Source organism: Methyloparacoccus murrellii (assembly GCF_054657115.1).
Genome location: NZ_BAAHXD010000026.1, coordinates 19,724 through 46,209, shown reverse-complemented (window position 1 = coordinate 46,209; position 26,486 = coordinate 19,724). Strand labels below are relative to the sequence as shown.

The window sequence follows — 26,486 nt, the reverse complement described above, 5'->3', positions numbered from 1 at the left end:
AGGCATAGAATTTTCTGGAGACTATCGAATCAAGCAATGCCACGCTACCTTATTGCAAGGCAACTATCTCACCGCAAACGTCCAGGCATGATGAAGCAGGAATGTTGCAGGCGGTATCACGAAAGCGACCGCAAGGATACCACAAAAATAATGGTAGCCTTCCCTGTCCACCATCCAGGACAATCCTGCCGCCATGCCCAAAGCCAGGATCGATACGGCCAGGAAGCGGACCAGATTGGTCTTCCGCAGTGGACAGGTGAATGTCCAGGTGGCGTTGAGGAGATAATTGAAAACCGTCGCGATGGTATAGGCAATCCCGTTGGCAAGCGGCGGATTGTTCACGACCTTCTCGACGATGCCGATGGCTATCGCAAAATGCAGCGCAGTCACCAGCCCCCCCAACCATGGCAAAACGCAACACCTTGCCAATCAGGCCCTGCCGGTCCATCAACATTTTTCAGCCAGACAGAATATGCTGAGGCCAGCCCATCGGTTGCGGTGCATGTAGCGCAGTTCCAGGCCGCAGAGCCCGGCGAGGATGGCATTCAGGGTGGCACTGTGCCGGGTCAGCTGTGAACGCGGCACGAGACCGCGTGCCAGCAGCCTCTGCCCCAACCTCAACATGGCGGCCAAGGGAAAGATCAGGCCGAAGTAGTAGCAGCTGTTCCGTACCCGCAGGCCGGAACTGTCGACGAGCGCAATGAGTTGCCTCAGGGAGTACCGCCGCCGATGTTCCAGAAAGACATCGTGTCCACTCCAGAGAAACTGGAAAGCCGGCACGGTAATGAGAAACCGGGTACCCGCCTCTGCCCTGGCAACATAAGCCCTCAGAAAATCCCCGTCGTCCTCCACGTGCTCCAGGACATCCATCATCAGGATCAGGTCCGCCCGCTGACCGGCAGGATGTCTGAGGAAATGCATCGTCTTGCCATGCAGGCTGGCGTGGCTGTCCGACGGATAGGCGGGGTCGATGCAATAGGCTTCCTCCGCCCCGGCATGCTCCAGCAGGTATCTGGAGAAGAAACCCGAACCCGCCCCGACATCCATGACGACAGCGACAGGCGAATTCTGGAGCAGGCGTGTCAGGGCCTTCGCCTTGGAAGCATAATACCAATGGTGGTCAATGGCATCGCCCAGAATATCGGATTCCTTGATATCCAAGGCAGCCTCGCTAGGGTTCGTAGATATGTCGAACGATATAGATAGGGCGGTGCTTCGACTCGATATAGGTGCGGCCGAGATATTCCCCGATGACGCCAATGCCGATGAGTTGCAGACCACCCAGGAAGGTAATCGCCACCATCAGCGAGGCATAGCCGGGTACATCCACCCCCTGCACAAACACCCTGATCGCGATGAAAACCGCAAAACCCAGCGCCATCGTGGCCACCAGGCAGCCAATGTAGGTCCATACCCGCAAGGGCGAGGTGCTGAAGCTGGTGAAGCCTTCCAGCGCAAAGTTCCACAGCCGCCAGCCATTGAACTTGGTCGCTCCGGCGGCACGGCCTGGCCGGACGTAGTCCAGCATCGCCGTCCTGAACCCGACCCAGGCAAACAGGCCCTTCATGAAGCGGCGGGACTCCGGCAACTGGTTCAAGGCCTCCACCACCTTGCGGTCCATGAGGCGGAAATCGCCGACATTCTCCGGCAATCCAGGCTCCGCGATGAGGTTGTGGATACGGTAGAAAAACCGCGCGGAGATCCGCTTCGACCAGCTGTCGGAATCGCGGTTGACACGTTTGCCCAGGACCACCTCATAGCCTTCCCGCCATTTTTCCAGCATGGCCGGAATCAGTTCCGGGGGATCCTGCAGATCCACATCGATGGGCACGACAACTTCGCCCGTCGCCACCTGCAAACCCGCGCTCAAGGCGGCTTCCTTGCCAAAATTCCGGCTCAGGTCAACGATCTTGATCCTGGCATCCTTGCCCTGGCTTTCGAGCAGCCTGTCCAGCGTATCGTCCTGACTGCCATCGTTCACGAACACCAGTTCCACATCCAGTCCGGTCTGCGAGGCGAATATCCGGTGGATGGCATCCAGAAACAGCGCGATGGACTCCGCTTCGTTGTAGACGGGTACCACCAGGGAAAGCCTGGTCCGGGCGCTGTTCCTCATGAGCCCCGACGGCTGCATCCAGGGTACCGCCCAACCGGGCTTCCGCGAAGCCCAGGCCGATCAGGCGCGGCCGGGAACCCCGTTCGCCAGTTGCCCCAGGCAGGAGGGCGCCCGAAACGCCGGAAGCTCATGGCAGAGCCTCCGCTGCGCCCGGCCAGGTGCAACAGCCAATTTGTCTCCGCATCGACGGATCCGTCTGGCCGTGGACAGGCGTTACGGCAGGCGGGCAAACACACGGCCGGCCGCCTCCAGGGTAGCCTCGATAACGTCCTCGCCATGACTGGCCGAGACGAAACCGGCCTCGAAGGCGGAAGGCGCCAGATAAACCCCCTCCTCCAGCATGCCGTGGAAGAAGCGCCTGAACCGTTCGCCATCGCAGGCCATGACGGCGTCGAAGCCGGTCACGTGGGGTTGGTCGGTAAAGAACAGGCCGAACATGCCGCCGACCGCGTTGACCGCCAGCGGGATGCCGGCGGCGTAGGCACGCTGCCGCAGCCGCTCGACGAGATCGCGCGTCACGTCGGTCAGCCGCTCGAAGAACCCGGGGACACCGATCAGTTCCAGCGTCCTGAGCCCCGCCGCCATCGCCACCGGGTTGCCGGACAGGGTACCGGCCTGGTAGACGGGGCCAAGCGGCGCCAGCCAGTCCATGATGTCGCGGCGGCCGCCGAAGGCGCCGACCGGCATGCCGCCGCCGATGACCTTGCCCAGGGTGGTCAGATCGGGCCGGATGCCATGCAGGGCCTGGGCACCTCCCAGCGCGACCCGGAAACCGGTCATGACCTCGTCGAAGATCAGCACGCTGCCGTGCTCGTCGCAGACTTCGCGCAGGGTCTCCAGGAAGCCGGGAACCGGGGGGATACAGTTCATGTTGCCGGCCACCGGTTCGACGATGATGCAGGCGATCTCGCCGCCGCGACGGGCGAAGAGCTCGCGCACCGCGCCGCTGTCGTTGTAGGGCAGCGTCAGCGTGTGCCCGGCCAGGCTGGCCGGCACGCCGGGCGAGCTGGGCACGCCCAGGGTCAGTGCGCCGGAACCGGCCTTGACCAGCAGCGAATCGGAATGCCCGTGATAGCAGCCCTCGAACTTGACCAGCGTGTCGCGGCCGGTAAAGCCGCGCGCCAGGCGAATGGCGCTCATGGTGGCCTCGGTGCCCGAGCTCACCATGCGTACCTTTTCGATGCCCGGCATCAGCTGGCAGATACGCTCGGCCATGGCCGTTTCGATGGCCGTCGGCGCGCCATAGCTCAAGCCCCGGTCGACGGCGGCATGCACCGCCTTGAGCACCTCCGGATGCGCGTGGCCCAGCACCATCGGCCCCCAGGAGCCGACATAGTCGATATAGCGACGGCCTTCGGCGGACCAGAAATAAGGCCCCTCGGCCCGCTCGACGAAAACGGGCGTACCGCCGACTCCCTTGAAGGCCCGCACGGGCGAATTGACACCGCCGGGAATGACGGCGGCAGCCTGCTGGAAGAGTTGTTCGTCGGTCATGGACATAGGTTCAGCCAAGTGATGGTTTGAGTGGTCCCGTGATGCCGCCACCGCAGGCCGGTGGCTCAGGCCCTCGGCAAGGTGACGCCGGTCTGGCCCTGGTATTTGCCGCCACGGTCACGGTAGGAGGTTTCGCAGACGTCGTCGGCGCCGATGAACAGCATCTGGGCGACGCCCTCGTTGGCGTAGATCTTGGCCGGCAAGGGCGTGGTGTTGGAGAACTCCAGCGTCACGTGCCCTTCCCATTCCGGCTCCAGGGGGGTCACGTTGACGATGATGCCGCAGCGGGCGTAGGTGCTCTTGCCGAGACAGATGACCAGCACGTCGCGGGGAATGCGGAAATACTCCACGGTGCGCGCCAGGGCGAATGAGTTGGGCGGAATGATGCAGACATCCTGCTGCACATCGACGAAGCTGCTGGCGTCGAACTGCTTGGGATCGACGATGGCCGAGTTGATGTTGGTGAAGATCTTGAATTCGTTCGAGCAGCGCACGTCGTAGCCGTAGCTGGAGGTGCCGTAGGAGATGCTGCGTCCGTCGGCCCCCTCGCGCACCTGACCGGGCTCGAAGGGCTCGATCATGCCGTGCTCCTGAGCCATGCGGCGTATCCAGCGATCGGACTTGATGCCCATCAGTCGTTCACCACGGCAATGGTCGGGAAGCGGGCGCTGTAGTCGCGGGCCTTGAGCGCCAGACGGGCGGACAGCCGGCGGGCGATCTCGCGGTAGGCGACTGCCGCCGGACCGTCCGGCTCGGCGACCACGATGGGATGACCGGCGTCGGCGCGCTCGCGGATGCGAATGTCCAGCGGCAGCGAACCCAGCAGCTCGGTCCCGTATTTCTGCGCCATCTTCTCGCCGCCGCCCTGGCCGAAGATCGGTTCGGCATGACCGCAGCGGGAACAGACGTGGATGCTCATGTTCTCCACCAGCCCCAGCACCGGCACGCTGACCTGCTGGAACATCCGCAGCCCCTTCTGGGCGTCCAGCAAGGCGATGTCCTGCGGCGTGGTGACGATGACGGCCCCGGAAACCGGTATCTGCTGCGACAGGGTCAGCTGGATGTCGCCGGTTCCCGGGGGCAAGTCGATGATCAGGTAGTCGAGATCGTCCCAGGCGGTATTGTTCAGCAGCTGCTGCAGGGCGCCGGTCACCATCGGGCCGCGCCAGATCATCGGCTGGTCCTCGTCGATGAGGAAGCCGATCGACATGGCCTGGAGACCGAAGGCCTGCAATGGCACGATGCGGTTGCCCTCGCGCACCTCCGGACGCCCGGCAAGACCCAGCATGTGCGGCAGGCTGGGCCCGTAGATGTCGGCATCCAGCACGCCGACCCGCGCGCCTTCCGCCGCCAGCGCCGCGCCCAGGTTGATGGCGGTGGTGGACTTCCCCACCCCGCCCTTGCCGGAGGCGATGGCGACGATGTTGCGCACGCCCGGCAGGGGCTTGAGATTCTTCTGCACCGCATGGGAAACGACATGCAGGGCGAAGCCGATGTCCACGCGCTCGACGCCGGTATCGGTCCGGATGCGCTCGGTCAGAGCCTCGCGGATCACCGGATGAAAGCCCAGGGCGGGGTATCCCAGGGCCAGCTCGACCCGCACCCGGTCGCCGTCGACATGGATGGCCCTGACCATCCTGGCGCTGACCAGATCCTTGCCCAGATAGGGATCGATCCATCCCTTGAGGCTGTTTTCCACGTCCTGTTGCTGAAGGGTCATGCGTGCTCCGTCGTCGTGAGGGGCCGGGTTGGCGAGAGCGGGCGCCGGCGGTCGAAAGGGTGTCGGGTTCAGTAGCGCAGCCGGTCGAGCTGCAACTCGTTCTGGCGATCCGGCGAGCCGCGCTCCCGTTGCTGCTTGATGGCGGCATCCAGCGCCGCCTTGTGCCGGACCCGCATCTCCGAATAGGCGGTGAAGGTCGCCATGAACATCACCAGGCCGAGCGAGGAGGCCCAGAGACGATCCGGCTCCTTCATCCAGAACAGGATCCATTTGGGCTTGACCAGGCCGACCAGAAAGACAACGGGAGACAGGGCCACGAGGAGGAGTAACAGCTGAAGCATGGTGGGTTCTCGGAGTATGGAAAAAACGCCGGTTAGACCGGACGACGGAAAGGGGTTCCGGCCGCGGAGCGGACTTCAGGCACGACGCCAGGTGGTGCCGCCGGGGCCATCCTCCAGCACCACGCCACCGGCCTTGAGCAGATCGCGGATCCGGTCGGCCTCGGCCCAGTCGCGCTGCTGGCGGGCATCCAACCGCCGCTGGATCAGGTCCTCGATCTCGGCATCGCCAAGCCCGTCCCCGGCGGCCGCCCCGGCACCCTTGAGGAAGGCCTCGGGATCGGACTGCAACAGCCCCAGCACGGCGGCCAATGCCTTCAGGCGCGCCGCCAGCCGCCGGGCGGCTTCGGTATCGTCGGCCTTCAGCCGGTTCAGCTCGCGGGCCATCTCGAACAGCACCGCGATCGCCTCGGCGGTGTTGAAATCGTCGTCCATCGCGGCCTGGAAGCGCTCGGCCTGGCGGTCGCCCTCGCGGCCCGCCAGGCCGGGGTCGACGCCTGCGAGGTCGAGCCCGCGCAGGGCGGTGTAGAGACGGGTCAGGGCGGTCTGCGCCTCCTCCAGATGCTCGTCGCAATAATTCAGCGGGCTGCGATAGTGCGCGCTGAGGATGAAGAAGCGCACAACCTCGGGCCGGTAGCGGGCGAGAATGTCGCGGACGGTGAAGAAATTGCCCAGGGATTTGGACATCTTCTCCTCGTTGACCCGCACGAAGCCGTTGTGCATCCAGACATTGACGAAGGGCTCGCCGGTGGCGCCCTCGGACTGGGCGATCTCGTTCTCGTGATGCGGAAACTGGAGATCCATGCCGCCGCCGTGGATGTCGAAGTGGTGGCCGAGGCAACGGGTGGACATGGCCGAGCACTCGATATGCCAGCCCGGCCGTCCCGGGCCCCACGGCGAATCCCAGGCGGGCTCGCCCGGCTTGGCCATCTTCCACAGCACGAAATCCAGGGGATCGCGCTTGGCGGTGTCGACATCCACCCGCTCGCCGGCGCGCAGATCGTCCAGTTGCTTGCCCGACAGCCGGCCATAGGGCTTGAAGCCGGCCACGGCATAGAACACGTCACCGTTACGGCCGACATAGGCCAGCCCCTTGCCGATCAGGGTCTGGATCATGGCCAGGATGTCGTCGATGGACTGGGTGGCACGCGGCTCCAGATCGGGTGGCAGGACACCCAGGGCACGCTCGTCGGCATGCATGGCGTCGATGAAGCGCGCGGTCAGGTCACCGATGTCCTCGCCGTTCTCGCGGGCCCGCTGGATGATCTTGTCGTCGATGTCGGTGATGTTGCGGACATAGGTCAGCCGGTAGCCGAGATGGCGCAGATAGCGCGCCACCACGTCGAAGGCCACCATCACCCGCGCATGCCCCAGATGGCAGTAGTCGTAGACCGTCATCCCGCACACATACATGCGGGCCTGGCCGGGGACGATGGGGGTGAAGGCTTCCTTCTGGCGGGTCAGCGTGTTGTAGATGTGCAGCATTATCGGGAGGGGTAGGTGAATTCGGCCAGCCGCCGGTGCAAGCGTTGCGCGTCCAGCGTGCGGTAGAGAAAGCCCAGTTCGGGTCCATCGTGGCGCCCGGTGAGCGCGGCCCGCAGCGGCATGAACAGGGCCTTGCCCTTGGCTCCGGTGGCCTGCCTGAGCACGGCGAGAAACCGGTCGCCATCGGCGCCGGCCTGCTCGGCGGCATCGATGGCGGCGAGGAAAAAGCCCTCGCCGGCCTGCCGGGCGGCATCGGCCGCGGCCGGCTCCAGCGCCAGCGGCTCGTCGGTGAAGAGGATGCGCGCCCAGGCATCCGCCTCCCCGGGGAACAGGCAGTTGCTGCGCACCAGGTCGAGGAAATCAGCCATCCGCGCGGCCGGCACCAGCACCCGGGTCTCGGTGCGCAGCCAGTCCGTCAGCGTGCGGTCGCCGGCCGCGCGGATGGCCAGCGACTGCCAGTGCAGGAGATGCGCGGGATCGAAGCGGGCGGGCGACTTGCCCAGGTGGGCGATGGCGAAACCGGCCTTCAGGCCGGCGAAATCCAGCAGCACCTCGCTTTCGTAATGATGCCCGAGGCGCGCCATCATGTTGAGCAGGGCGATGGGCAAGTAGCCTTCGCCGCGCAGCTGACCGAGGCTGCGGCTGCCATTGCGCTTCGACAGCGGCGTCCCGTCGTCGCCCAGGATCAGGGCGGTATGGGCATAGGCCGGCACGGGCAGCCCCAGGGCTTCCAGAACCAGGATCTGGCGCGGCGTGTTGGCCAGATGGTCCTCCCCGCGCACCACCTGGGTCACGCCCATGAGGGCATCGTCGATGGCGTTGCAGAAGAAGAAGGCGGCGCTGCCGTCCGCGCGGCGGACGATGAAATCGCCGATATCGTCGCTCCGGAAAGTCTGGGTGCCGCGCACGCCGTCTTCGAAACGCACCGTCTCGCCCCGGGGCACCCGGAAGCGCAGAGTCGGCTGGCGACCTTCGGCGGCCAGTCGTGCCCCCTCCCCGGCCGACAGCTGGGCGCACTTGCCGCTGTAGCGCGGCGGCTTGCCGGACGCCAGCTGCACCTTGCGCGACACCTCCAGCTCGGTGGCCGAGCAATAGCAGGGGTAGGCCCGCCCCTGCTCGGCCAGAGCCGCGTAATACCCGGCATAGAGGGCGCCCCGCTGCGACTGGAACCACTGCGGGTCGGGGTCCGCGCTATCCGGCCCCTCGTCCCAGTGGAGGCCCAGCCAGCGCAGATCCTGCAGCAGTTCCTCGACGAACTCGTGGCGGCTGCGCTCCCCGTCCGTATCCTCGATGCGCAGCAGGAAGGACTCGCCGGCGAGGGCGCTGAACAGGGCGGTGCGGGCATTGCCGATATGGATCAGGCCCGTGGGGCTGGGTGCGAAGCGGGTCTTGGCGGCGGTCATGGTGGCTGGTGCGGGCTGGGAGGCGGAATCTAGCAATGATCGCGGCGGCGGCGCAATGGCGGGTCCGTTTCGGGTGAATCTTGCGGCGGTCGGCCGGTTCAGGTCTTGCGCCAGCGCCAGTGGCCGGCCTCGCCGAGTTCCAGCACGGCATCGTACTGCTTGGCGTGGTCGTCGCGGTCGCGCTTGCCGAGATGGCCCATGGTGATGAGGGTGATGTCGTGCTCCTGCATCAGCTTGAAGATCAGGTCGCGGACCTCGACCGCCAGATCGCGCCCGGGATTGGCCATCACCGCGAAACGCGGTTTCGCCAGCAGGATGCGCGCGAAGGACACCAGGCGCTGCTCGTGGGCGGACAGCAACGTGTCCCAGTCGTGCTCGACATCCAGCCCGCCCGCGCGGCCGATGATTTCCGCGGCGTTGAGCAATCCCAGCATGGCGTGGATCTGCGCGTCGCTGGGCGACACCTGCGCATGTACCGGCGTCAGCGACTGCCGCAGGGTGCCGGGCGGCAGATAGGGCTTTTCGGGCAGGAACAGGATGGCGTCCAGCGTCGGCCGCCGGACCAGGCCCTTGCCGGCATCGTAGATGCCCGCCGTCGCCTTGAACAGCGCATCGCGGGCAACCTCGTCGCCGGTCACCAGGACCCATGTCCCATGGGGAATGCGGACATTGAGGTCCTTGACCAGCACGCGCTTGTCGCTGGGCGAGAGCAGGGTCAGCTTCTCGTAGACGATTTCGCCGTCTTCCTCGCGGACATCGAGGCCGGACACCGTCTCCGTCTGGGCCAGCTCGATCACGTACCAGAGGTTGATCAGCCGCTGGATCACCGCGGCATAGGAGGACAGCGACTGGAACTGGGTGACGATCAGCGAGAAGGCGCCGACCAGCGTCGCAAAGGCCATGGCCGACTGGGTGACGACGCCGAACTCCACCCGGCCCTGGATATAGAGCGGCGCCACCAGCAGGACCGGGATGATCTGGATCAGCCAGTTGTAGCCGGTGGTGAAAAAGCCGAGCCGGCGATTGACGCCGATGATGGCCAGGAAATTGTCCGTCAGTTCCTGGAACTGCCGCAGCAGGCGCGGCCTGATGCCGGCCTCGTGGTGCAGCAGCGAGATGGATTCGGCCTTTTCCCGCACGTGGATCAGGCAGGAACGGAAGGCGGCCTCCTTGTCCAGTTGCTTGTAGTTGAGATCGACCAGCGGGCTGCCCAGCCGGACGGTGACGTAGGAACCGACGAAGGCATAGGACAGGGCCGCGCCGAACAGCCATGGGTTGATCATCCACAGCACGCCCGAGAACGCCACGACCGTGAAGACGCCGTTCAACACCATGAGGATGAACGACAGGGTCACGGTGGTGAAGGCCTTCACATCGTCGGCGATGCGCTGGTCCGGATGCTCGACGCCGCTCTGGCGGATGAGGTCATCGTTCATCCGGTAATAGGTGGGAGGCGTCACATACAGCTTGATGAACTCGGTGGTCATGAACTGGCGCCAGACCAGGCCAAGCTTTTCCTCGCAATAGCGCAGCACCACGGCCACTACCGTGGAGGCGGCAAACACCAGGACGTAGTAGACCGCCTCGCGCATGAACACGTCGGTGTTGCGATCCGCCAGCGCGGTCATGAAATCGCGGCCGACATAGCTGTTGAGGATGTTGAGCACGTTCACGCCCACCAGCAGCGCGATCAGGGCAATGAACAGCGTCAGGGCCGTGTTGCCGTACTCGGAGCGCCGGAAATTGGCGATCAGCCGATGGAACAGTCCCCAGCCCTGTTCATTGATGGGAAGTCGGAACATGCGGATTCAGCCCGGTTTGCGTTCAGCCCGATGGTTAGCTGGTAGGATATTAACAGTGACGCTGGGCGGGGAGCGAATCTTGCGCCCCGCCTTGCCAGCGACAGCGTTGCCTCGGCGTCCCCCCGGGATCGGGCCCGAGCCGGCAGCGCGGGCCGCCTGGCGCGCACCCTACCCCCAACCCGAACCCCAAGACCGCGAACTGCCGCACCCGACTCTGGAGCTATGCCCATGCACGCCAAACTGGCCCGGAAACTCGCCCTCTGCCTGCTGCTGACCAGCCCTGTCCTGCCCCACCCGGCGCATGCCATCGCCTATTGGGGCACCTATGGCGCGACGCTCTGGAACACGCCGTCCGGCAACTTCACCAATGAGGACTGGCAGCTGTTCGAAAGCGCGCTGCAGAAAACCCTGGACACCGCGCCGGACGGCCAGCCGATCGCCTGGTCCAACCCGGCGACTAAGGCGTCCGGCGAATTCACCGTACTGAAGACCGTCAAGCGTGGCGATCGCGACTGCCGGCAAGTCAAGGTCATCGGCATGGCCCGCGGACTCCGGCGGGTCACCGGCATCGCCTTCTGCCACGAGGACGACGGCAGCTGGAAGGCGGTCTCCGGCAAGGGCCGGCAATAGGCCGGACGGCGCCTCTCCCCGACTGGCGGCATGGTCCACCGGCAGCCCGTCCATTACCTGCGACACCTGGCCGACGACATACCGGCCGGCATCGTCGTGTTCCTGGTGGCGCTGCCGCTGTGCCTGGGCATCGCCCTGGCCTCGGGCGCGCCGCTGATGGCGGGCATCGTCACCGGCGTGGTCGGTGGCGTGCTGGTCGCCTGGCTCAGCGGTTCGCAGCTCAGCGTCAGCGGCCCCGCCGCCGGCCTGACCATGATCGTGTCGCAAGCCATCGACGCGCTGGGCAGCTACCCGGTGTTCCTGTCCGTGGTGGTGCTGGCCGGCATGATCCAATGGCTGCTGGGCTTCCTGCGGGCCGGCGTGATCGGGGCCTATTTTCCCTCGGCGGTCATCAAAGGCATGCTGGCCGCGATCGGCCTGATCCTCATCCTCAAGCAGATCCCCCACGCGCTCGGCTACGACGCCGACTTCGAGGGCGACGAGACCTTCCTGCAAAGCGACGACCACACCACGCTGACCGAACTGCTGTATTCGGCCCAGGCCCTTTCACCGGGCGCCATGCTGGTGAGCGGTGTTGCCCTGGCCATCCTGCTGCTGTGGGAAACCCGGGGTATTCGTGGCCAGCGCTGGCTGGCCCTGGTGCCGGGGCCACTGGTCGCCGTCGTCTGGGGCGTCTGCTGGCAGGCTTTCAGCTGCATCCACGCGCCGGCATGGGCCATCGCCGAAACCCATCTGGTGAACCTGCCCAGCGTCGGCGGACTGCGCGACGTCGCCAGCCAGTTGCCGGGGCCGGACTTCAGCCAGTGGCGCAATCCACGCGTCTACCAGCTGGCCCTGACCCTCGCCATCGTCGCCAGCCTGGAAACCCTGCTCAGCCTGGAGGCCGTGGACAAGCTGGACCCCCTGAAACGGGTAGCGCCGACCGATCGCGAGCTCAAGGCGCAGGGTATCGGCAACCTGGTCAGCGGCCTGCTCGGTGGCTTGCCCATGACGGCCGTGATCATCCGCAGCTCGGCCAACATCCAGGCGGGCGGCAAGACCCGGATCGCCTGCTTCGTTCACGGCTCGCTGCTGCTGTTGAGCGTGCTGTTCCTTGGCCGCTACCTGAACCAGATTCCCCTGGCCAGCCTGGCCGCCATCCTGCTCCTGACCGGCTACAAGCTGTGCAAGCCGGCCCTGCTGCGTGAGATGCACGCCAAGGGCGCCAGCCAGCTGGTGCCCTTCCTGGTCACGGTCGTCGCGATCCTGCTGACGGACCTGCTCAAGGGCATGACCATCGGCATGGTGTTCGGCGTCTATTACGTGATCCGCAGCAATTTCCATTCCGCCATCGTCCTGACCCAGAACGGCCGTCACTATCTGCTGCGGCTGCAAAAGGATGTCTCCTTCCTGAACAAGGCGCCGCTGCGGCAGGCGCTCGACCGCGTCGACGGAAACAGCTACGTCATCATCGACGGGACACGCGCCCAGTTCATCGACCACGACATCCTGGAAACGCTGGAGGATTTCATCGTCAACGCGGTCGACAACAACATCCGGGTCGAGCTGAAAAACGTCAACGGCATCAGCTACCTGCCCATGCCGCTGCCCCCTGCCGGCACACCGGCCAGCGGGCCCTGACCCGGCCATCCGCTTCCCAGCCATCGAGGAAACCATGCGATCCCTGCTTTTGCCCCTGTCCTGTATCCTGAGCCTTTCACTCGCCGGGCCCGTCCTGGCCACACCCAAGAAACCGGAGAAACAAGCTGTGACCACCCCCGCTCCCCAAGTCAAACTCGAAACCAGCCTCGGCGACATCGTCATTCAGCTGGAGGCGGGCAAGGCCCCGGTGACGGTCGAGAACTTCCTCGGCTACGTCAAGGACGGCCACTACGACGGCACCATCTTTCATCGTGTGATCGCCGGTTTCATGGCCCAGGGTGGTGGCTTCACCGAGCAATGGGCGCAGAAACCGACCCGGGCGCCGATCCGGAACGAGGCCGACAACGGCCTGCACAACAAGCGCGGCACCATCGCCATGGCGCGCACCTCCGACCCGCAATCGGCCACCGCGCAGTTCTTCATCAACTACGCGGACAACGCCTTCCTCGACTACAAGAGCCCGACGCCGCAGGGCTGGGGCTACGCCGTGTTCGGCGAGGTCGTCCAGGGCATGGACGTGGTCGACAAGATGGCCAGCGTGCCGACCGGCCGCGGCGGCCCCATGCCCAGCGACGTTCCGCAGACCGCCATCGTGATCAGGAAGGCCAGCGTCGTCGCGGCCCACTAGCGCGCCGCGGGATCGGTACGGCGACCGTATGGCCCTGCGGCCGGAAGCGCTGTTCATCTCCGACCTGCATCTGACGGCCGACCGCCCGGCCGTGGTGGAGCGCTTCCTGCGCTTCTGCCACGGCCGGGCGGCGGGCGCGGAGCGGCTCTACATTCTCGGCGACCTGTTCGACGCCTACCTCGGCGACGACAACGAGGCCTGGCCCCACGACGCCATCCGCATGGCCCTGCGGCGCCTGAGCGACGCCGGCACGGCGGTCTTCTTCCAGCATGGCAACCGCGACTTCCTGCTCGGCGAGCGCTTCTGCCGCGCAACCGGCACGACCCTGCTGCCGGAGGCGGCGGTGGTCGACCTCTACGGCACTCCCGCCCTGCTCCAGCATGGCGACCTCCTCTGCACCGACGACCTCCAGTACCAGGCGGCCCGGCGACGGGTCCGCTCGCCGGCCTGGCAGGCCCAGGCGCTGGGCAAGCCGCTGTGGCTGCGCCAGCTCTACGCCCGCTGGTACCGTTTCAAGAGCGGCCTGGACAAGGGCGGCAAGACGCGGGAAATCATGGACGTCAATGGCGACGCCGTGGCCGAGGCCTTTCGCCGGCACGGGGTACGCCGTCTGATCCACGGCCATACCCACCGGCCCGGCCGCCAGGTCATCACCATCGACGGCATGGCGGCGGAACGGTGGGTGCTGCCGGAGTGGAATGGGCGGGAATGGCTGCTGGTGGCCGATCGCCGCGGCCTGCGGGAAGAGCCCCTGGCCTGACCGGCAAGCGTCCAGAACCGTCTAGGGCGCGGCAGCGCCCAGCCCGTCCAGCCGCGCCAGCTCGGTCTCGCTGAAACCGGCCTGGCGCCGGGCCGCCCGGTTGAAGGGACCCCGCACCCCGCCATGGATATAACGCTGGATGAGTGCGAAATAGGTGTGCTCGGCATCCAGCCCGCGCGCGCCGGCGACATGCCGGAACCAGCGGCTGCCCAATGCCACGTGGCCGATCTCCTCGCGCAGGATGAGTTCGAGCACCGCCACGCTATCCGCATCGCCCGCCGCCCGCAGCTTGTCGATCATGGCCGGTGTGACATCCAGGCCGCGCGCCTCCATGAAGCGCGGCACCAGCGCCAGCCGGTGCAGGACATCGCCGGCGGTCTGCCCGGCCAGTTCCCACAGCCCGCGATGCGCGGGCAGGTCGCCATAATCGGCGCCCAGCGATCGCAGGCGCGCGCGCACAGCCTTGAAATGGCGGGCCTCCTCGATCGCCACGCCCAGCCAGTCGCGGTAGAAAGCGTCCGGCAGTCCGCGGAAACGGTAGGCGATGTCCCAGGCCAGCAGGATGGCGGTGAATTCGATATGGGCCACGGCATGCAGGAAGGCGATGCGTCCCTCCGGGGTATGCAGCGACCGGCGCGGCAGTTCACGCGGCTCGACCAGCAGCGGGCGCGGCGGAAAACGCACGGCATCCGCCGGAACCGGTGGTTCGGGGACATCGAAACGGAGCTCGCCACCCGCCAGCCAGCCTTCCGCCACATGGGTCGCCGCCAGCTTGGCCTCGATCTCGGGTTGCAGCAGGCAGTCGCTCGCCAGCCGGTGAAAATGCATGTGGGTCATCGTGAATCGGGTGAATGCGGATGCCGGCACTGTGCGAGCCAGGGCCAGCCCCTGGTCCGGGCCGGGATAGCCTGTCGGCGGTATACAATTCGCTGACCGAATCCGGCAACAGCGCAGCGATGACGCCCGACACCTACCGCCCCCGTCCCCCCGACCGGCCCCGCCGACTCCAGCGCAACACCCACCGCCGGCGATTGGGGGGCGTCTGCGCGGGCCTCGCCGATTATACGGGCTGGGACGTCAACCTGATCCGCTTCCTGTTCCTGCTGTCGATGTTCTTCGGCGGCCTGGGCATGGGCATCTACCTGGCGCTCTGGCTGGCCTTGCCCAACACCGAGGAACTACCGCTGCCGCGGGTGTCCTGGTCGCTGCGGCGCCAACTCGGGCGCCTGCGGAAGCAGGTGAGGCGCATCAGTCGCAAGCACGACGCCCTGGTCGCCGACCCGGTCCTGGCCTGCTTCGAATCGGTGAAGCTGATCGCCGCCGACTTCGAGGCCGACAGCCCGCACCCCGCGGACGACCGGCTGCGGCAGCTCGCCCTGCGGCAATTCCCCTGGCTGCTAGACAGGATCCTGGCGATGCCAGCGCAGCCGTTCCGCGAGCCGCCGTCCGCCGCCGCCGAGGCCGTGCTCGAACAGCTGGCCGCGCTGGGACAGAGCTTCGAGGCGGCGGCCCGCGCGGTCGTGGAACGGGATTTCCTCGCCAACCTCGGCCAGCGACGGCCGGACACGCCGGAACTCGCGGCCTGGCGCCAGACGCTGGCGCCCCTGGAGGCACAATTGCGGGCGCGCAGCGGCACCGACACCGTGGCCGTGCTGGAGGGCATCGCGGACAAGCTCGGCTTCCTGCTGCAGCGGCTGGAGCAGCGCCCGGAGGACCGGGACGTCCTCGACCTGCGCCCGCACGAGATACGCAAGATCGCCTTCGAATATCTCCCCGACGCGCTGAACGAGTATCTGCGGCTGCCCGCCGACCTGGCCCGCACCGCCAGGCTCCGGGGCGGCAAGACCGCCGAGGAGGCCCTGGGCGATCAGCTGCGCCTGCTCGACAGCACCCTGCACGACCTCGCAAAAAGCCTGTTCGAAAGGGACGCGACGGGCCTGCTCGTCCACGGACGCTTCCTGCGGGAAAAATTCGCCGCCCAGCCGTTTCGGCTGACTGATTCCCCCACGTCGGAACCTAGCCCATGAGTGCCTACGCGATCCACCATGCCTCCCTGGTCGTCCGCGACCTTGCCGTTGCCAGACCCTTCTATGAGGACATCCTCGGCCTGGCCATCTCGCCGATGCGGCCGGACAAGCCGTTCCCGGGCGCCTGGTACCAGGTCGGCGAGCAGCAGATCCACCTGCTGATCTGCCCCGAGGCGCTGCAAGCGGAAATCCGCGACGTCTACCCCGGCATGCAGCGGCATGTGGGCCTGCGGGTGCGCGATCTCGACGGGTTGCGGCAGAAGCTGGCGGCGGCCGGCATCGCCTTCGAGGCCAGCCGTTCGGGCCGCCCGGTCGTCTTCTGCAAGGACCCGGACGGCAACAGCTTCGAGCTAATCGGCGATTGAGCCCGCCACGCCGCAGGAGGGCTCCCCGGCATCGTGCCAGCCGGGATCGGCGTCGATGAGGTATTTCTTGGCACGGAAACGGCGCAGGGTCGCCTCGGCATCGTCGAGATCGCGATTGGCCCGGGCCACCCAGTCCTCGTCCCAGTAGAAGTTGCAGGAGGTCTCGGCGCGCAGCAGGCGCCAGTGGGCCTCCTCCAGGACGGATTGCTCCTGCCCGCCCAGCTCGCGCTGGCCGGCGGCCTGCATGGCATCGTGCACCTCGGCGCTGACCACGGCCAAGCGGTCCAGCGTGTGCTGCTGGGCTTCCGAGCCGGTCCACTGGGCAAACTCCCGCCCGTCGTGCCATTCGGTGTTCCAGGCGCCGGTGGTGACGGTGACCTCGCCCAGGGTGCCGAAGCGATCCAGGTAATCCGACAGGAAGACCGGCCGAATGTCGCCGCCGTCACGCGCATCGTCGAGCAGGTGACGGTAGAACCCGCCCCAGAAATTGGCCTCGTCGTCGGTATTGCGGAACCAGGCGCCGTTCTCGCCATCGCAGGCGGTCGTGACCAGCGGCTCGAAATCGCAGTGGCCGGTGCGCTCGGCCACCAGCTGCTGGAAGGCCGGGTAGTCCAGCCCGTCGGCCATGGCGCCCGAGAGCTGGCGATCGCGGACGACGACGATGATCTCATCGCTGCCCAGGCGGGCAATATGCGGGCGGTACAGCCGTTCCGCCTCGGTCATCGGCGTCAGCGCGCGGACATGCTCGCAGTCGACCAGCACATAGCGATAGCCGAGGCGCTTCAGCAGCGGAATCAGGGTCATCGAGAATCCCATTTCGGGTGGCCAGAAACCCGGGAACGCCTCCCGCCAGAACAAATGCTGGGCAATTCCCTGCCAGCGACGCAGGTGCTCCTCGCGATCGGCCTCGGGAATCAGCGGCAGGATCGGGTGGTAATAAGCGGTACCGAGAATGTCGATAATGCTCCGGTTTTGCAGATGCCAGAGCAGCGCCCCGCAATCGACGATACCGTAGACATTCTGCTGGAAGGCGGAACAGGACAGGGTTTCCAGCAGGCTGCCGGACGGCGACAGGTGAACGCGGGCCGTGTCTTCGTAAGCCCAGAGAAAGCGGGCGATGCGGTCGTAGGCGTAGAGAATCTCGCGAGCCTCCCAGGGCTTGCTGGCCAGGAGCTGTTCGAGATTGCCGTGTGGCTGGTGCAGGTTGAGGACAAGCGCGTGATGGACGACAGGCATGCGTATTACCGTAATTTTGAGCCGGGCAAGGCCATGAATGTCATGGAAACGTGACAGCCCGCCCCAGGGTAGGGAGACGGGTGTGCAAAAAACCCCAATTATGAAGGCGATGCCCCGGAAAGGGGACCTCAAACCCCCCAATTTTGGGCATATCAGCCGGTAACAGACTTTTTACACCCACCGGCACCGCTGTTACAGCGGGGTTTGCCGCGGAGCTTGGCCGGCCGGACGCGAAACCCGGGCCTTGCCGCGGCGGAAAGCCCACGCCTTGCGCGGTGGCGGCCGGTCACGTAACGTATGAGCTTGTCTGCCCGAGCCTGGATCGACCCGGCCACCGGCCGGCCCGCATACCCCACCCCATGGGCCTCACGCCATCGAGACGCACCTTGCCGCGATACCCGCATGCTGCTGGAAACTGAGGCGAAAAATCTCTTTGCCCTGCTGAATCCCCGCCTCGTTCCCGGCGCCGGCCTGGTCATCCAGTTCATCGCGGCCACGCCGGGCGAGGGTACCTCGACCCTGTCCCGCGACTTCGCCCTGGTCGCCAGCCAGCATACCCGCTACCCGGTGCTGCTGCTCAACCTGGACCTGAACGACAGCGCGCACGAGCAATCTTTCGGCGACCTGGTGCGTCAGCCAGCCGATACCGTTGACCCACTGGCCAGGCCGGCGGCGATCGATGCCGGGCTGCTGTACCAGGCCGGCGGCCATGACCGCGATTACCGCCTCGACTTCATCGCCACCGGCAACAGCGCCCTGTACTACAGCCGCCTGCGGGGGTACAAGCCCGATGCCCTCTACCTGGCCAACTCGCCGGACTTCTGGTCGGCCGCGCGCGAACGGTTCGTGCTGACCATCGTCGATTCGCCGCCGGCCTCCGCGTCCTTCGATGGCATCAGCGTCAGCGGCAGCATGGATGCGGTGGTCATCGTCGTTGCCGCCGAAGCCACCCGCGCGCCCGTGGTGGCCTCGCTCAGCGAGCGCCTGCGGGCCCAGGATGCCCCCCTGATCGGCACGGTACTGAACAAGCGGCGGTTCTACATCCCGCAGCGCGTCTATCAGTGGCTGGAGAGGCTGTAGATGGCGCTGCGGCCCGCCCACCCTTCGCCAGGGCATGGCGAACCTGGCCGGACGCGCCTGAGCGGACCTGGCGGCAAGCCGTTCGCGCCGATCCGCTGCCCCCTGATCCTGACGCTCGGCGCGCTATCCCCGCTGGCCTGGGGCGGACCCGGCGACGACCATCCCGGCGGCTATTTCATCACCCCGCCATCCTATGGCCATGCGCGACCGGAAGAGGCGCACGGCGGCTGGCTGGAACCGGACGCCGACGCGCCGTCGCCACCGTCGCACTCCTACACGGCCACGGATAACATCCAGGATCCACCGCCGCCCTTCGTCTACCTGGTCGGACGCAAGCGGCGCGATCTGGCCGGCGTGCACAGATTCCAGCAGGAAGACCAGATCCTCGATACCTGGCTGCGGTTCTACCCGCGCAACCTGAAGTTCGCCCTCAAGCAGGGCTCGGGAACACCGCGCTGGCCGGCCATCCAGTCCATGCGTCTGTATACCCGGGGTGGCTTACCCTACAAGCAATGGGACACCCTGCCCGGCAGCCAGCACCCCGTGCTGCAGGTGGTCTCGGAGGGCCGTGTCGTCAACCGCGCGGATGGCTCCATCGCCGACTTTCGCCCCGTGGGAGCCAGCGTCGTCGACCTCTTCATCGGCGATGACGGCAGCATCGCCAGCCGTCACATTCCCCTGGAGCTGGAGATCGTCACCCTCGACGGCACCCTCCGATTCGCGGTCCAGCGACGAAGCCTCCACGATAACCGCGCCGATTGAACAGGGACCGACCCATGCCTTCGCTCATTGCCCACCTCCGCCGTATCCACTGGCTGCCGGCGCTCGCCCTGCTGCTAGAGGTTGGCGGGTGCGCCCACCTGGAGCCCGTGGAACGACCGCCGGAAAAACCCGAGGCCTGGAACCAGCGAGAGGCCGAATACACCCTGCTGCCCGGCGACGAACTGGACATCAAGCTCCTGTACAACCCGGAATTCAGCGACCGCGTGATCGTGGCGCCCGATGGGCTGGTGCACCTGGACCTGATCGGCGCGGTCAACGTGCTTGACAAGACGCCGGGACAGATCGCGGAGGACGTGCGGCAGCGTTATGCCCGGGAGCTGAGGCACCCCGATGTCAACGTGACGCCGCGCATCTTCGGCTCGCAGGCGATCTTCGTCGCCGGCGAAGTCAACAAGCCCGGCATGCTCAAGCTGGCCCATGGCATGTCGGTGCTGCAGGGCGTCATGGAGGCCGGCGGCCTGCTGGAAACCGCCAACCTGGAGCAAATCATCCTCTTGCGTCGCACGCCCCGGAACACGTCGATGCTGAAAACCCTCAACCTCAAGGACATCCTAGAAGGCAAGACGCCCGCGGCCGACATCCCCCTGCACCGTTTCGACGTGGTCTTCGTACCGCGGTCCGACATCGCCGAGGCCGATGTCCGGGTGTCCCAGTATGTCGACAAGCTCATCCCCATGCAGAGGCAGCTGTTCATCGGCTACTACCCCGGCCTGGTCAACTGAGGCGCGTTCCCGGCGCGCCTAGCGCTTGCCCGTCTCCTCGGTGGCGGGGGCGGCGGGCAGGCAGATCCCCGGTGGCGTGAACGCCGTCTTGAAATAGCAGCGATAGCCGGGCAGGCAGTCCACCCCCAACTCGCAGCTGTCCCCCGGCTTGCGCGTTGCCAGAGGCCGCGGACGCGCCTCCGGTTTCGATACCCTGAAATCCGTCGACGGCACCCAATCGGCGCATTGCCCCTGGGCATAGGCGCCCGGCAGATACAGGCAATGGCGGTTGGGGCAGTCCAGGTCCGAACGGCACCCGGTGGCCCAGGCGATCTTCGCCAACAGCAGCCACGAGGCAGCCAACAGCCGAGCCCGCCATTTGCCTGCATACCGCCTTATTTCCACAGAGGACCGATACGACATCCCGGTAATGCTCCTCGCGTCATCGCCCGGAAGTAGCGCAGCGCGGCTGTCCCGGCTCATCGATCCTGCCGCTGCGCGGCAGCGGTAAGCCGGAAGCCACCGGGCCAGCCCGGAAAGCACCAGGCTCCCGCGCCCCTACTGCCTCTTTTCGGCTTCTTCCCTGGCGTCAGCAGGATATTCCAGGCGATCCGGCGCATACCGATAGAGCGGCTGGCTCGGGGCGCGGGTAGTCGTGGTGACCGGCCGCGGGGCGACCGGGACCGGCGCCTGGGTCCGCACCGGGCGATCCTCCGGCTTGGTCAGCACGGGATAGACACCGCTGCGCTGATAGCTGAACTCGCCGAGCGGGCGGTTGAAGGTAAAGCCCGCCGGTCCCACCACCAGCGCGTTGCCGACGCGCAGGAAGGCGTCATGCGGCGGCGCGGCAGAGGCAATGGCGGTGAAGGGCGAGGTCGCCACCAGCAGCCCTACCCCGCCGATGGTCATGGCCAGGCCGAACGGGCGCAGCAGCAGGAGGTCGGCCACCACGCCGGGCGCGCCGAGGTTACGGCCACGGCCATAGCCATAGGCATTGCCGTAGTTGCCGCTGTCGTCATAGGTGCTGGCGGAGGTCGGCGGATCGGCGGCGGCGGGCCCGGCGGTGTTCAGTCCCAGCGTCAAGGCCAGCAGCGCAGTGCGTGTCAGTGTCTTCATGTCGTCCCTAATGGCGCGGACCGCGTCCGGTCCCGTTGAACAGCTTCCGGGACCCGCCCGGAACCGATGATTAAGCCCGCGCAGTGTAGCAAGCTCCGATGGCGGCCGTGTCGTCTCGCCGACACCGGCCCCGGTGGCGCCGCCCAGGGCAACAGGCGCCCCCGCGGTCGCTACGGATCTCGCCGGTCGCCCGGCCGGGTGGCGCCTGGCGGGTTTTTGCGGGCGGCTGGCCGGCTTCTCCTGTAATCTGCGCTTCCTTTTCCCAAACCCAAAGCACAGGAGCTGCGAGATGAGCGACTTGATCGTGATCGGCTACGATGACCCGTTCAAGGCCGAGGAAACCCGGCTGAAGCTGGCGAAGATGCAGAAGGGCTATCTGATCGACCTGGAAGATGCCGTGGTGGCGGTCAAGGACCGGGACGGCAAGATCCGGCTCAACCAGGCCTACCCGCTGACCCAGATGGGCGCCGTCGGCGGCGGCTTCTGGGGCGCGCTGATCGGCATGCTGTTCCTCAATCCCCTGCTGGGTGCCGCCGTTGGCGCCGGCGCCGGGGCAATCTCCGGGGCGCTGTCGGATGTCGGCATCAACGACACGTTCATGAAGGATCTGGCCCAGAGCTTCCAGCCCGGCACCTCGGCGCTGTTCGTGCTGGTGCGCAAGGCGACGCCGGACAAGGTGCTGGAGGAACTCCGGGGTGCCGGTGGCCGCATCATCCAGACCTCGCTCTCGCACGAGGATGAGGCCAAGCTGCAAGCCGCGCTGGACGCCGCGAAATCCGCCTGACACCACCTCCTCCGCTGCCGGCCGGGGGGCTGAGCATCCCCCGGCATGCGTCGGCCCGGCGCGACAGACCCTGCGTCCCGATCCGGCATCCGGCCGTCAGCGACCCGGCGCGCCCGGTCGCTGCAGAAAGGCCGGCCCGTGCGACGTTTCCTCCCAGAACGAGCGTCCCGGCAACGGCGCCACCGCCGACCAGGGGCGCGAGGTCAGCGCCCTGATCCAGTCCGCCGGGATGGCGAAATACGCACCGCCATGCCCCGGCGCCAGGAAGGTCGCGAGTCCCGCCAGCCGGCCGCGGGCATCGAACAGGCCGCCGCCGCTGCCACCGAGGGTGAAGAAGGCGGTCGTCTCGATGACACGGCTGCCGCCGAAGGGATGCAGCCGCTTGAGCCGGCCTTCCGAGTAGGACAGCCCGAGGGCCCGTGGAAAACCGTAGAAGGACAGGGGCTGGCCGGCCTTGAGCGCGGCCAGCGGCGCCGGTTTCGCCGATGGCGGGGCCAGCCCCGGCGCTTGCAGCAGGCAGAGATCGCGGCTCACATCCACCCGCTCGGCCCGGACCGGATAGCTTTCCGCCCCGCGGAACACGCCGATGCGGCCGCCGGTCCGTACCACATGACAGTTGGTCGCCACCGTGTCCGGGCCGACGATGACGCCGGAGCCGAAATACAGCTTGCCGGCCGCGTCCATGCCGCGTATCTGCACCACCGTGCGGGACACGGCAGCGTCGAACCCGGCCACGGCCGGCGCCGCCAGCGCCAGATAGAGTCCGCCGGCCATCCCCCAGCGGGCCAGTTGTTTCATGGTGATTTCCCTCGCATGCCCCAGGACCCGGACTTGGAGAAGGCCATCCCCGGGCGAGTTCCGGCCTCAGTCTTCCAGCCCGGGGATGCCCAGCGACTGGATCACGCGGGCATTGTCGCCGTCCTCGTAGCGCGGCAAGGCGCCCAGGCGATCCCACAGGCGGTAGGCCAGCGCCGCCGTCAGCACGCGGATCGGATAATCGCGCGGCAGGTGCTGCAGGTAGGGCTGTATGGTGAAGAAATCGCGGGCGCCGTACTGGCGCATGATCGACAGCAGGCCGCCATTGCGCGGGCCGATGTTGTAGGCCAGCAGCGCCAGAAACAGGTCGCCGCGCATCTCGTCCAGGTAATGTCGCAAGGTGGCGGCCGCCAGCCAGGCGTTCTGCCGCGGATTGCGGTAATCCAGCGTGTCGACGCCGAGCAGACGGCGAACCCGCGCCGCCGCCGCCTGCGGCGGTGCGGTGATCTGGAACAGGCCGCGGCCGCCGTCGCGACTGTCGCGCGGCACGAAGGATGATTCGGCCACGCCGATGCCGACCAGCACGCCGACATCGATACGGTTGCGCCGCGCCGCTTCGCGCATGGGCTGCCCGTAGGGGGGCGTCCGCCGCAGGATGGTCTGCATGGCGGCGAGATTGGCCCGGCGGTAGGCGGCATAGACCTGATGGGCGACGGCCGCGCGGCCGGCCTGCTCGACCCCGCCGACCAGGGTGCGCAGGCTGCGCAGGTCGGCCTGGAAATCCGCTCGCCAGGCGAACAGGACGCCGCCCAGGGCCACCAGCAGCGCGGCGAAGGCGGGCCGCCAGGGGCCCGCCCGCAGCCAGCGGGATCGGAGCCGCGACCAGGCCCAGAGGAACAGCGAGCCGGCGATGGCCAGCAGCAGCACCGTGCCGGTAAAGGGCAACAGGCTGTCGGTCAGGCCGGTACCGCCAAACCAGCCTGCCGCCCGGCCCATGACGGCCATCGTGGCGATCAGCCCCGTGAACGCCAGCAGCAGGCCTTCCAGGAACAGGCGCAGGCCGCTCTGCCAGACCGGCGCCCGCGCGGCCGGCCTGACCGGCGGGGGCGCCCAGGTCGTGCGCTGCGGGCGCGGTCTGGCCGGCAGCGGCTTGCCCGGCTGACGCTCCCCTGGCCGTCTTGCCCGAAACGATCGTTTCACCCGCCTGACCCAAAATCCCGCAAAAGCCGGCATGGTAGCAAAGCGGCCCTGGCAGGTTTGCCGGGGCGGCCCGCGACCGGGAAGGCCTCCTCCAGCGGGCGCCGACCGCCTGGCGCGGAGGGTCGCGGGCCATGGCGGCCTGCCGCCAGGCGTCCGGCCCGGGCCGATCCCCCTGCGGTATGATGCGGCGTTGTCGCACCGCATCGCCAGCCGCCATGATGACCCGCCCTCTCCCCCCTGCCGCACGACCACCGGGACGCGGCCGAATCCGTTCGCGATGCGGCGCCGGCTGGCTGATGGCACTGCTGTTGCTGCTCGCGGGAACGCCCCTGCGGGCCGAGGAACCGGACGAGAGCCTGCCGCCGGAGCCGCCGCCACCCCTGGTGCTGGACCATGTCATCGAGCGGGTGGACCGGGTCGAGTTCTACCGCGCGCTCGACTTCGGCCCGCCCGGTAGCGCCTGTTATCCCTGCCTGACCCCGCAGCACATGAAATGTCCGCTGCTCTGCTACCAGCAGATGCCCAGCCTCAGCCTGGTCTGCGCCGCGGCCGTGCGCGGCATCAGCATCGGCCCCTTCGACCGCCGGGCGCGCGGGCGCCTCCTCGAGGAGCTGCTCGCCAGCGATAGCGTCCATTTCGCCACCGCCGCAGGGGAAGAGAGCCTCACGGCATCCCGCATCGCCAGCAGCACCGGCACGGAGGACGAGCATTACGCCATCGACATCGAGGGCTTGCCCGGTTTCAAGAACACCCTGGTCCGGGCGTCAACGGCGACCGAGCAGTTCACCCTGAAGATCGGCCCGCAGCTCTACATCGTGCCGCTGAGCCCCAAGGTCCGGGACGGCTTCTACCGGCTGCTCAGACAGTGTCCGGACTGAGGGCGCGCCGGGAAGCGGATCAGACCCACTCGGTGGGCGATGCCGTGACCCGCCGCTGCACGAGCCACTTGAGGGCCAGCGAGAACGTGACGAACAGCAGGGCGCCCATGGCCAGGTAACGGCCGACCACGGCCAGATCCGCCTGGATGGCGCCGGCGCCCATCAGGCTGGCGGTGATGCCCAGCGGCAGGAAGCCAATGAAGCTGCCGATCCAGAAATCACGATGGCTGACCGGGCTCCAGGCCAGGAGAATGTCGTTGTACAGCCCCGCCAGCGGCAACTGGCGCACCACCAGCACGGAAAACCAGCCGCGGCCGACCGGAGCGCTCAGCGCGCGGAGCCGCGGGTATTTGACCAGCAGGGTCTCGGGACGGGTGTGCCGCGCCAGCACGAACAGCCCATAGGCGCCCAGCAGGCTGCCGAGCTGGCTCCAGGCAAAGCCCCACGCGAAGCCGAACAGCCAGCCGCCCATGACGCAGAACACCAGCCGTGGCAGGCCCAGCGCCGTCGCCAGCGCCGTCGCCAGCACGAACAGCGGGGCCGACCAGGAACCGAAAGCCCGCATCGTGGCTCTCAGGCCGATGCCGGCCTGTAGCCATTCCTGCCAGGGCAGGGTCAGCACCAGCGGGCTGGCCAACAGCAGGACGGCAGTCAACCAGGGCAGGCTTTTCTTCATGAAGGCGGCGATTGGGCAATGAAGCGATGGCGGGACAGGACGGGGCGTGACAGATGCACGCGCGAAGCGTAGCAGATCGCCGGCCTGGGGTCCCTGGAAATCCTCTGTCCCCACCCGGGGACAGACTGTTTCCCCGCTCTGCCGCGCCCGGCCGAAACGCCCGGCAAGCTGCCCTTACGGGCCCGTGCGAGACGCCCCCCGGGATCCGGCCCGGCCCGGATTGGTTGTGAAGGGTGAACCGTCACGGTATAAAGTCGCAAAGCATAGAGACGACGATGGTCACGATGGACCCGCGCAAGATTCCCGACGACCACGCCCCCGAGGCCGCATCCCCGACACCCGGAACCGCCCCAACCTCCCCGGCGGTTCCGCCCGCGCCGGATCCCACCCGCTACGGCGACTGGGAAAAGGCCGGCCGCTGCATCGATTTCTGAACCGGCCCGAGCATCCCAGGACACCCTGATGGCCAGCCTACCGAATCGCCCGCTGTCGCCACACCTGCAGGTCTACCGACTGCCGCTGACCGCCCTGCTGTCCATCAGCCACCGCATCACCGGCGTACTGCTGTCGCTGGGGCTGCTGGCGATACCGGCCGGCCTCGCCGCCGCCGCCTGGTGGCCGGAACGGCTCGATGCGCTGCTGGCACTGTTGCGCACGGGACCGGCACAGGTCGTCTGGTGGGCCTGGCTGTATGCGCTGATGTTTCATGTCTGCCATGGCATCCGCCATCTGCTGTGGGATCTGGGCTTCGGCCTGGAGCGGCAGGGCCTGCTGACGCACAACATCCTGGAAATCGCCGCTTCCCTGGCGCTGACGGGCGGGCTGTTCCTGTTCGCCCGGCTGCACAGCCTGCCGGGTGGATGAGCA

30 protein-coding genes are annotated in these 26,486 nt (G+C 67.2%); 13 read left to right on the top strand and 17 right to left on the bottom strand.

Features of this window, described 5'->3' with window-relative positions:
• Positions 1-63 precede the first annotated feature (63 nt).
• The 10 genes from ACYQ1H_RS09175 to ACYQ1H_RS09130 all read right to left on the bottom strand — a co-directional run bounded on the left by ACYQ1H_RS09175 (position 64) and on the right by ACYQ1H_RS09130 (position 10,358).
• On the bottom strand, positions 64-390 hold the full coding sequence (locus ACYQ1H_RS09175) for a GtrA family protein (RefSeq protein ID WP_460027744.1): 327 nt from the start codon (positions 388-390) through the stop codon (positions 64-66).
• A gap of 57 nt (positions 391-447) precedes the next feature.
• Entirely contained in the window at positions 448-1,161 is a 714-nt protein-coding gene (locus ACYQ1H_RS09170; protein ID WP_460027743.1) for a class I SAM-dependent methyltransferase, read from the bottom strand.
• A 10-nt stretch (positions 1,162-1,171) separates the two neighbouring features.
• Positions 1,172-2,116: a glycosyltransferase family 2 protein gene (locus tag ACYQ1H_RS09165; RefSeq protein ID WP_460027742.1), complete on the bottom strand. Its 945-nt coding sequence runs from the start codon at positions 2,114-2,116 to the stop codon at positions 1,172-1,174.
• 213 nt (positions 2,117-2,329) lie between these two features.
• The gene (gene hemL / locus ACYQ1H_RS09160; protein ID WP_460027741.1) at positions 2,330-3,610 is read right to left on the bottom strand and encodes a glutamate-1-semialdehyde 2,1-aminomutase; all 1,281 of its coding nucleotides are present in this window, start codon (positions 3,608-3,610) and stop codon (positions 2,330-2,332) included.
• 65 nt (positions 3,611-3,675) lie between these two features.
• On the bottom strand, positions 3,676-4,242 hold the full coding sequence (gene dcd / locus ACYQ1H_RS09155; RefSeq protein ID WP_460027740.1) for a dCTP deaminase: 567 nt from the start codon (positions 4,240-4,242) through the stop codon (positions 3,676-3,678).
• A complete protein-coding gene (gene apbC, locus ACYQ1H_RS09150) occupies positions 4,242-5,330 on the bottom strand; it encodes an iron-sulfur cluster carrier protein ApbC (protein WP_460027739.1) in 1,089 nt (362 codons plus the stop codon). Before apbC ends, dcd begins: the two co-directional genes overlap by 1 nt.
• A gap of 68 nt (positions 5,331-5,398) precedes the next feature.
• Positions 5,399-5,671 carry a hypothetical protein gene (locus tag ACYQ1H_RS09145; RefSeq protein ID WP_460027738.1) on the bottom strand — a complete coding sequence of 91 codons (273 nt, stop codon included), beginning with the start codon at positions 5,669-5,671 and terminating at the stop codon, positions 5,399-5,401.
• A gap of 75 nt (positions 5,672-5,746) precedes the next feature.
• On the bottom strand, positions 5,747-7,153 hold the full coding sequence (gene cysS / locus ACYQ1H_RS09140) for a cysteine--tRNA ligase (RefSeq protein WP_460027737.1): 1,407 nt from the start codon (positions 7,151-7,153) through the stop codon (positions 5,747-5,749).
• A complete protein-coding gene (gene gltX, locus ACYQ1H_RS09135; RefSeq protein ID WP_460027736.1) occupies positions 7,153-8,556 on the bottom strand; it encodes a glutamate--tRNA ligase in 1,404 nt (467 codons plus the stop codon). Before gltX ends, cysS begins: the two co-directional genes overlap by 1 nt.
• Before the next feature lie 98 nt (positions 8,557-8,654).
• The gene (locus tag ACYQ1H_RS09130) at positions 8,655-10,358 is read right to left on the bottom strand and encodes an ABC transporter ATP-binding protein/permease (RefSeq protein ID WP_460027735.1); all 1,704 of its coding nucleotides are present in this window, start codon (positions 10,356-10,358) and stop codon (positions 8,655-8,657) included.
• A 228-nt stretch (positions 10,359-10,586) separates the two neighbouring features.
• On the opposite strand from ACYQ1H_RS09130, the gene ACYQ1H_RS09125 reads away from it, so the two are divergent.
• Genes ACYQ1H_RS09125 through ACYQ1H_RS09110 form a run of 4 tightly spaced genes read left to right on the top strand, consistent with a single transcriptional unit; the run spans position 10,587 to position 14,017 of the window.
• Positions 10,587-10,988 (top strand): RT0821/Lpp0805 family surface protein, encoded by a 402-nt coding sequence (locus ACYQ1H_RS09125; protein WP_460027734.1) that lies wholly within the window; start codon positions 10,587-10,589, stop codon positions 10,986-10,988.
• A 30-nt stretch (positions 10,989-11,018) separates the two neighbouring features.
• Entirely contained in the window at positions 11,019-12,608 is a 1,590-nt protein-coding gene (locus ACYQ1H_RS09120; protein ID WP_460027733.1) for a SulP family inorganic anion transporter, read from the top strand.
• Positions 12,609-12,642: 34 nt separating this feature from the next.
• Positions 12,643-13,257 (top strand): peptidylprolyl isomerase, encoded by a 615-nt coding sequence (locus ACYQ1H_RS09115; RefSeq protein WP_460027732.1) that lies wholly within the window; start codon positions 12,643-12,645, stop codon positions 13,255-13,257.
• A gap of 28 nt (positions 13,258-13,285) precedes the next feature.
• Positions 13,286-14,017, top strand: coding sequence for a UDP-2,3-diacylglucosamine diphosphatase (locus tag ACYQ1H_RS09110; protein ID WP_460027731.1), 732 nt, complete (start codon positions 13,286-13,288; stop codon positions 14,015-14,017).
• A 21-nt stretch (positions 14,018-14,038) separates the two neighbouring features.
• Here ACYQ1H_RS09110 and ACYQ1H_RS09105 read toward each other — a convergent pair whose 3' ends face one another.
• Positions 14,039-14,854, bottom strand: a complete 816-nt coding sequence (locus tag ACYQ1H_RS09105; RefSeq protein ID WP_460027730.1) for a ferritin-like domain-containing protein — start codon at positions 14,852-14,854, stop codon at positions 14,039-14,041.
• Between the two features lie 119 nt (positions 14,855-14,973).
• Between ACYQ1H_RS09105 and ACYQ1H_RS09100 the strand changes: the two genes are divergently transcribed.
• The gene (locus tag ACYQ1H_RS09100; RefSeq protein WP_460027729.1) at positions 14,974-16,044 is read left to right on the top strand and encodes a PspC domain-containing protein; all 1,071 of its coding nucleotides are present in this window, start codon (positions 14,974-14,976) and stop codon (positions 16,042-16,044) included.
• The gene (locus tag ACYQ1H_RS09095; protein ID WP_460027728.1) at positions 16,041-16,409 is read left to right on the top strand and encodes a VOC family protein; all 369 of its coding nucleotides are present in this window, start codon (positions 16,041-16,043) and stop codon (positions 16,407-16,409) included. Before ACYQ1H_RS09100 ends, ACYQ1H_RS09095 begins: the two co-directional genes overlap by 4 nt.
• Here the strand turns inward: ACYQ1H_RS09095 and ACYQ1H_RS09090 are convergent.
• Complete coding sequence (locus tag ACYQ1H_RS09090; RefSeq protein WP_460027727.1) at positions 16,395-17,645, bottom strand: glycoside hydrolase family 57; 1,251 nt, start codon at positions 17,643-17,645, stop codon at positions 16,395-16,397. The two genes, ACYQ1H_RS09095 and ACYQ1H_RS09090, sit on opposite strands and share 15 nt — an antisense overlap.
• 402 nt (positions 17,646-18,047) lie before the next feature.
• Here ACYQ1H_RS09090 and ACYQ1H_RS09085 point away from each other — a divergent pair, with 402 nt between their 5' ends.
• Genes ACYQ1H_RS09085 through ACYQ1H_RS09075 form a run of 3 tightly spaced genes read left to right on the top strand, consistent with a single transcriptional unit; the run spans position 18,048 to position 20,230 of the window.
• On the top strand, positions 18,048-18,725 hold the full coding sequence (locus tag ACYQ1H_RS09085) for a P-loop NTPase family protein (RefSeq protein ID WP_460027726.1): 678 nt from the start codon (positions 18,048-18,050) through the stop codon (positions 18,723-18,725).
• The gene (locus ACYQ1H_RS09080) at positions 18,726-19,487 is read left to right on the top strand and encodes a hypothetical protein (protein WP_460027725.1); all 762 of its coding nucleotides are present in this window, start codon (positions 18,726-18,728) and stop codon (positions 19,485-19,487) included.
• A 14-nt stretch (positions 19,488-19,501) separates the two neighbouring features.
• Entirely contained in the window at positions 19,502-20,230 is a 729-nt protein-coding gene (locus ACYQ1H_RS09075) for a polysaccharide biosynthesis/export family protein (protein ID WP_460027724.1), read from the top strand.
• Positions 20,231-20,248: 18 nt separating this feature from the next.
• Here the strand turns inward: ACYQ1H_RS09075 and ACYQ1H_RS09070 are convergent, their stop codons facing one another.
• Both ACYQ1H_RS09070 and ACYQ1H_RS09065 read right to left on the bottom strand, forming a co-directional pair.
• The gene (locus tag ACYQ1H_RS09070) at positions 20,249-20,572 is read right to left on the bottom strand and encodes a hypothetical protein (RefSeq protein ID WP_460027723.1); all 324 of its coding nucleotides are present in this window, start codon (positions 20,570-20,572) and stop codon (positions 20,249-20,251) included.
• A 195-nt stretch (positions 20,573-20,767) separates the two neighbouring features.
• Positions 20,768-21,325 carry a hypothetical protein gene (locus ACYQ1H_RS09065; RefSeq protein ID WP_460027722.1) on the bottom strand — a complete coding sequence of 186 codons (558 nt, stop codon included), beginning with the start codon at positions 21,323-21,325 and terminating at the stop codon, positions 20,768-20,770.
• A 289-nt stretch (positions 21,326-21,614) separates the two neighbouring features.
• Here ACYQ1H_RS09065 and ACYQ1H_RS09060 point away from each other — a divergent pair, with 289 nt between their 5' ends.
• Positions 21,615-22,109, top strand: coding sequence for a DUF1269 domain-containing protein (locus ACYQ1H_RS09060; RefSeq protein ID WP_460027721.1), 495 nt, complete (start codon positions 21,615-21,617; stop codon positions 22,107-22,109).
• Positions 22,110-22,205: 96 nt separating this feature from the next.
• Here the strand turns inward: ACYQ1H_RS09060 and ACYQ1H_RS09055 are convergent, their stop codons facing one another.
• Complete coding sequence (locus tag ACYQ1H_RS09055; RefSeq protein WP_460027720.1) at positions 22,206-22,907, bottom strand: S1 family peptidase; 702 nt, start codon at positions 22,905-22,907, stop codon at positions 22,206-22,208.
• Positions 22,908-22,973: 66 nt separating this feature from the next.
• Positions 22,974-24,065 (bottom strand): lytic transglycosylase domain-containing protein, encoded by a 1,092-nt coding sequence (locus ACYQ1H_RS09050; protein WP_460027719.1) that lies wholly within the window; start codon positions 24,063-24,065, stop codon positions 22,974-22,976.
• 296 nt (positions 24,066-24,361) lie between these two features.
• On the opposite strand from ACYQ1H_RS09050, the gene ACYQ1H_RS09045 reads away from it, so the two are divergent.
• The gene (locus tag ACYQ1H_RS09045; RefSeq protein WP_460027718.1) at positions 24,362-24,943 is read left to right on the top strand and encodes a hypothetical protein; all 582 of its coding nucleotides are present in this window, start codon (positions 24,362-24,364) and stop codon (positions 24,941-24,943) included.
• A gap of 19 nt (positions 24,944-24,962) precedes the next feature.
• Here the strand turns inward: ACYQ1H_RS09045 and ACYQ1H_RS09040 are convergent, their stop codons facing one another.
• The gene (locus tag ACYQ1H_RS09040) at positions 24,963-25,619 is read right to left on the bottom strand and encodes a TVP38/TMEM64 family protein (protein ID WP_460027717.1); all 657 of its coding nucleotides are present in this window, start codon (positions 25,617-25,619) and stop codon (positions 24,963-24,965) included.
• 275 nt (positions 25,620-25,894) lie between these two features.
• Between ACYQ1H_RS09040 and ACYQ1H_RS09035 the strand changes: the two genes are divergently transcribed.
• Both ACYQ1H_RS09035 and sdhC read left to right on the top strand, forming a co-directional pair.
• Positions 25,895-26,053 (top strand): DUF1674 domain-containing protein, encoded by a 159-nt coding sequence (locus tag ACYQ1H_RS09035; RefSeq protein ID WP_460027716.1) that lies wholly within the window; start codon positions 25,895-25,897, stop codon positions 26,051-26,053.
• Positions 26,054-26,081: 28 nt separating this feature from the next.
• Complete coding sequence (gene sdhC / locus ACYQ1H_RS09030) at positions 26,082-26,483, top strand: succinate dehydrogenase, cytochrome b556 subunit (protein ID WP_460027715.1); 402 nt, start codon at positions 26,082-26,084, stop codon at positions 26,481-26,483.
• The last annotated feature ends 3 nt before the right edge of the window (positions 26,484-26,486 follow it).

Bases quoted from the DNA above. Each gene is read 5' to 3' on its own strand.
- ACYQ1H_RS09110 (WP_460027731.1), top strand. From the start codon at position 13,286: ATGGCCCTGCGGCCGGAAGCGCTGTTCATCTCCGACCTGCATCTGACG.
- ACYQ1H_RS09120 (WP_460027733.1), top strand. From the start codon at position 11,019: ATGGTCCACCGGCAGCCCGTCCATTACCTGCGACACCTGGCCGACGAC.
- ACYQ1H_RS09100 (WP_460027729.1), top strand. From the start codon at position 14,974: ATGACGCCCGACACCTACCGCCCCCGTCCCCCCGACCGGCCCCGCCGA.
- gltX (WP_460027736.1), bottom strand. From the start codon at position 8,556: ATGACCGCCGCCAAGACCCGCTTCGCACCCAGCCCCACGGGCCTGATC.
- ACYQ1H_RS09060 (WP_460027721.1), top strand. From the start codon at position 21,615: ATGAGCGACTTGATCGTGATCGGCTACGATGACCCGTTCAAGGCCGAG.
- ACYQ1H_RS09045 (WP_460027718.1), top strand. From the start codon at position 24,362: ATGGCACTGCTGTTGCTGCTCGCGGGAACGCCCCTGCGGGCCGAGGAA.
- ACYQ1H_RS09085 (WP_460027726.1), top strand. From the start codon at position 18,048: ATGCTGCTGGAAACTGAGGCGAAAAATCTCTTTGCCCTGCTGAATCCC.
- cysS (WP_460027737.1), bottom strand. From the start codon at position 7,153: ATGCTGCACATCTACAACACGCTGACCCGCCAGAAGGAAGCCTTCACC.
- ACYQ1H_RS09090 (WP_460027727.1), bottom strand. From the start codon at position 17,645: ATGCCTGTCGTCCATCACGCGCTTGTCCTCAACCTGCACCAGCCACAC.
- sdhC (WP_460027715.1), top strand. From the start codon at position 26,082: ATGGCCAGCCTACCGAATCGCCCGCTGTCGCCACACCTGCAGGTCTAC.
- ACYQ1H_RS09105 (WP_460027730.1), bottom strand. From the start codon at position 14,854: ATGACCCACATGCATTTTCACCGGCTGGCGAGCGACTGCCTGCTGCAA.
- ACYQ1H_RS09035 (WP_460027716.1), top strand. From the start codon at position 25,895: ATGGTCACGATGGACCCGCGCAAGATTCCCGACGACCACGCCCCCGAG.
- apbC (WP_460027739.1), bottom strand. From the start codon at position 5,330: ATGACCCTTCAGCAACAGGACGTGGAAAACAGCCTCAAGGGATGGATC.
- ACYQ1H_RS09065 (WP_460027722.1), bottom strand. From the start codon at position 21,325: ATGAAGACACTGACACGCACTGCGCTGCTGGCCTTGACGCTGGGACTG.
- ACYQ1H_RS09075 (WP_460027724.1), top strand. From the start codon at position 19,502: ATGCCTTCGCTCATTGCCCACCTCCGCCGTATCCACTGGCTGCCGGCG.
- ACYQ1H_RS09040 (WP_460027717.1), bottom strand. From the start codon at position 25,619: ATGAAGAAAAGCCTGCCCTGGTTGACTGCCGTCCTGCTGTTGGCCAGC.
- ACYQ1H_RS09115 (WP_460027732.1), top strand. From the start codon at position 12,643: ATGCGATCCCTGCTTTTGCCCCTGTCCTGTATCCTGAGCCTTTCACTC.
- ACYQ1H_RS09125 (WP_460027734.1), top strand. From the start codon at position 10,587: ATGCACGCCAAACTGGCCCGGAAACTCGCCCTCTGCCTGCTGCTGACC.
- dcd (WP_460027740.1), bottom strand. From the start codon at position 4,242: ATGGGCATCAAGTCCGATCGCTGGATACGCCGCATGGCTCAGGAGCAC.
- ACYQ1H_RS09080 (WP_460027725.1), top strand. From the start codon at position 18,726: ATGGCGCTGCGGCCCGCCCACCCTTCGCCAGGGCATGGCGAACCTGGC.
- ACYQ1H_RS09130 (WP_460027735.1), bottom strand. From the start codon at position 10,358: ATGTTCCGACTTCCCATCAATGAACAGGGCTGGGGACTGTTCCATCGG.
- ACYQ1H_RS09145 (WP_460027738.1), bottom strand. From the start codon at position 5,671: ATGCTTCAGCTGTTACTCCTCCTCGTGGCCCTGTCTCCCGTTGTCTTT.
- ACYQ1H_RS09055 (WP_460027720.1), bottom strand. From the start codon at position 22,907: ATGAAACAACTGGCCCGCTGGGGGATGGCCGGCGGACTCTATCTGGCG.
- hemL (WP_460027741.1), bottom strand. From the start codon at position 3,610: ATGACCGACGAACAACTCTTCCAGCAGGCTGCCGCCGTCATTCCCGGC.
- ACYQ1H_RS09095 (WP_460027728.1), top strand. From the start codon at position 16,041: ATGAGTGCCTACGCGATCCACCATGCCTCCCTGGTCGTCCGCGACCTT.
- ACYQ1H_RS09165 (WP_460027742.1), bottom strand. From the start codon at position 2,116: ATGAGGAACAGCGCCCGGACCAGGCTTTCCCTGGTGGTACCCGTCTAC.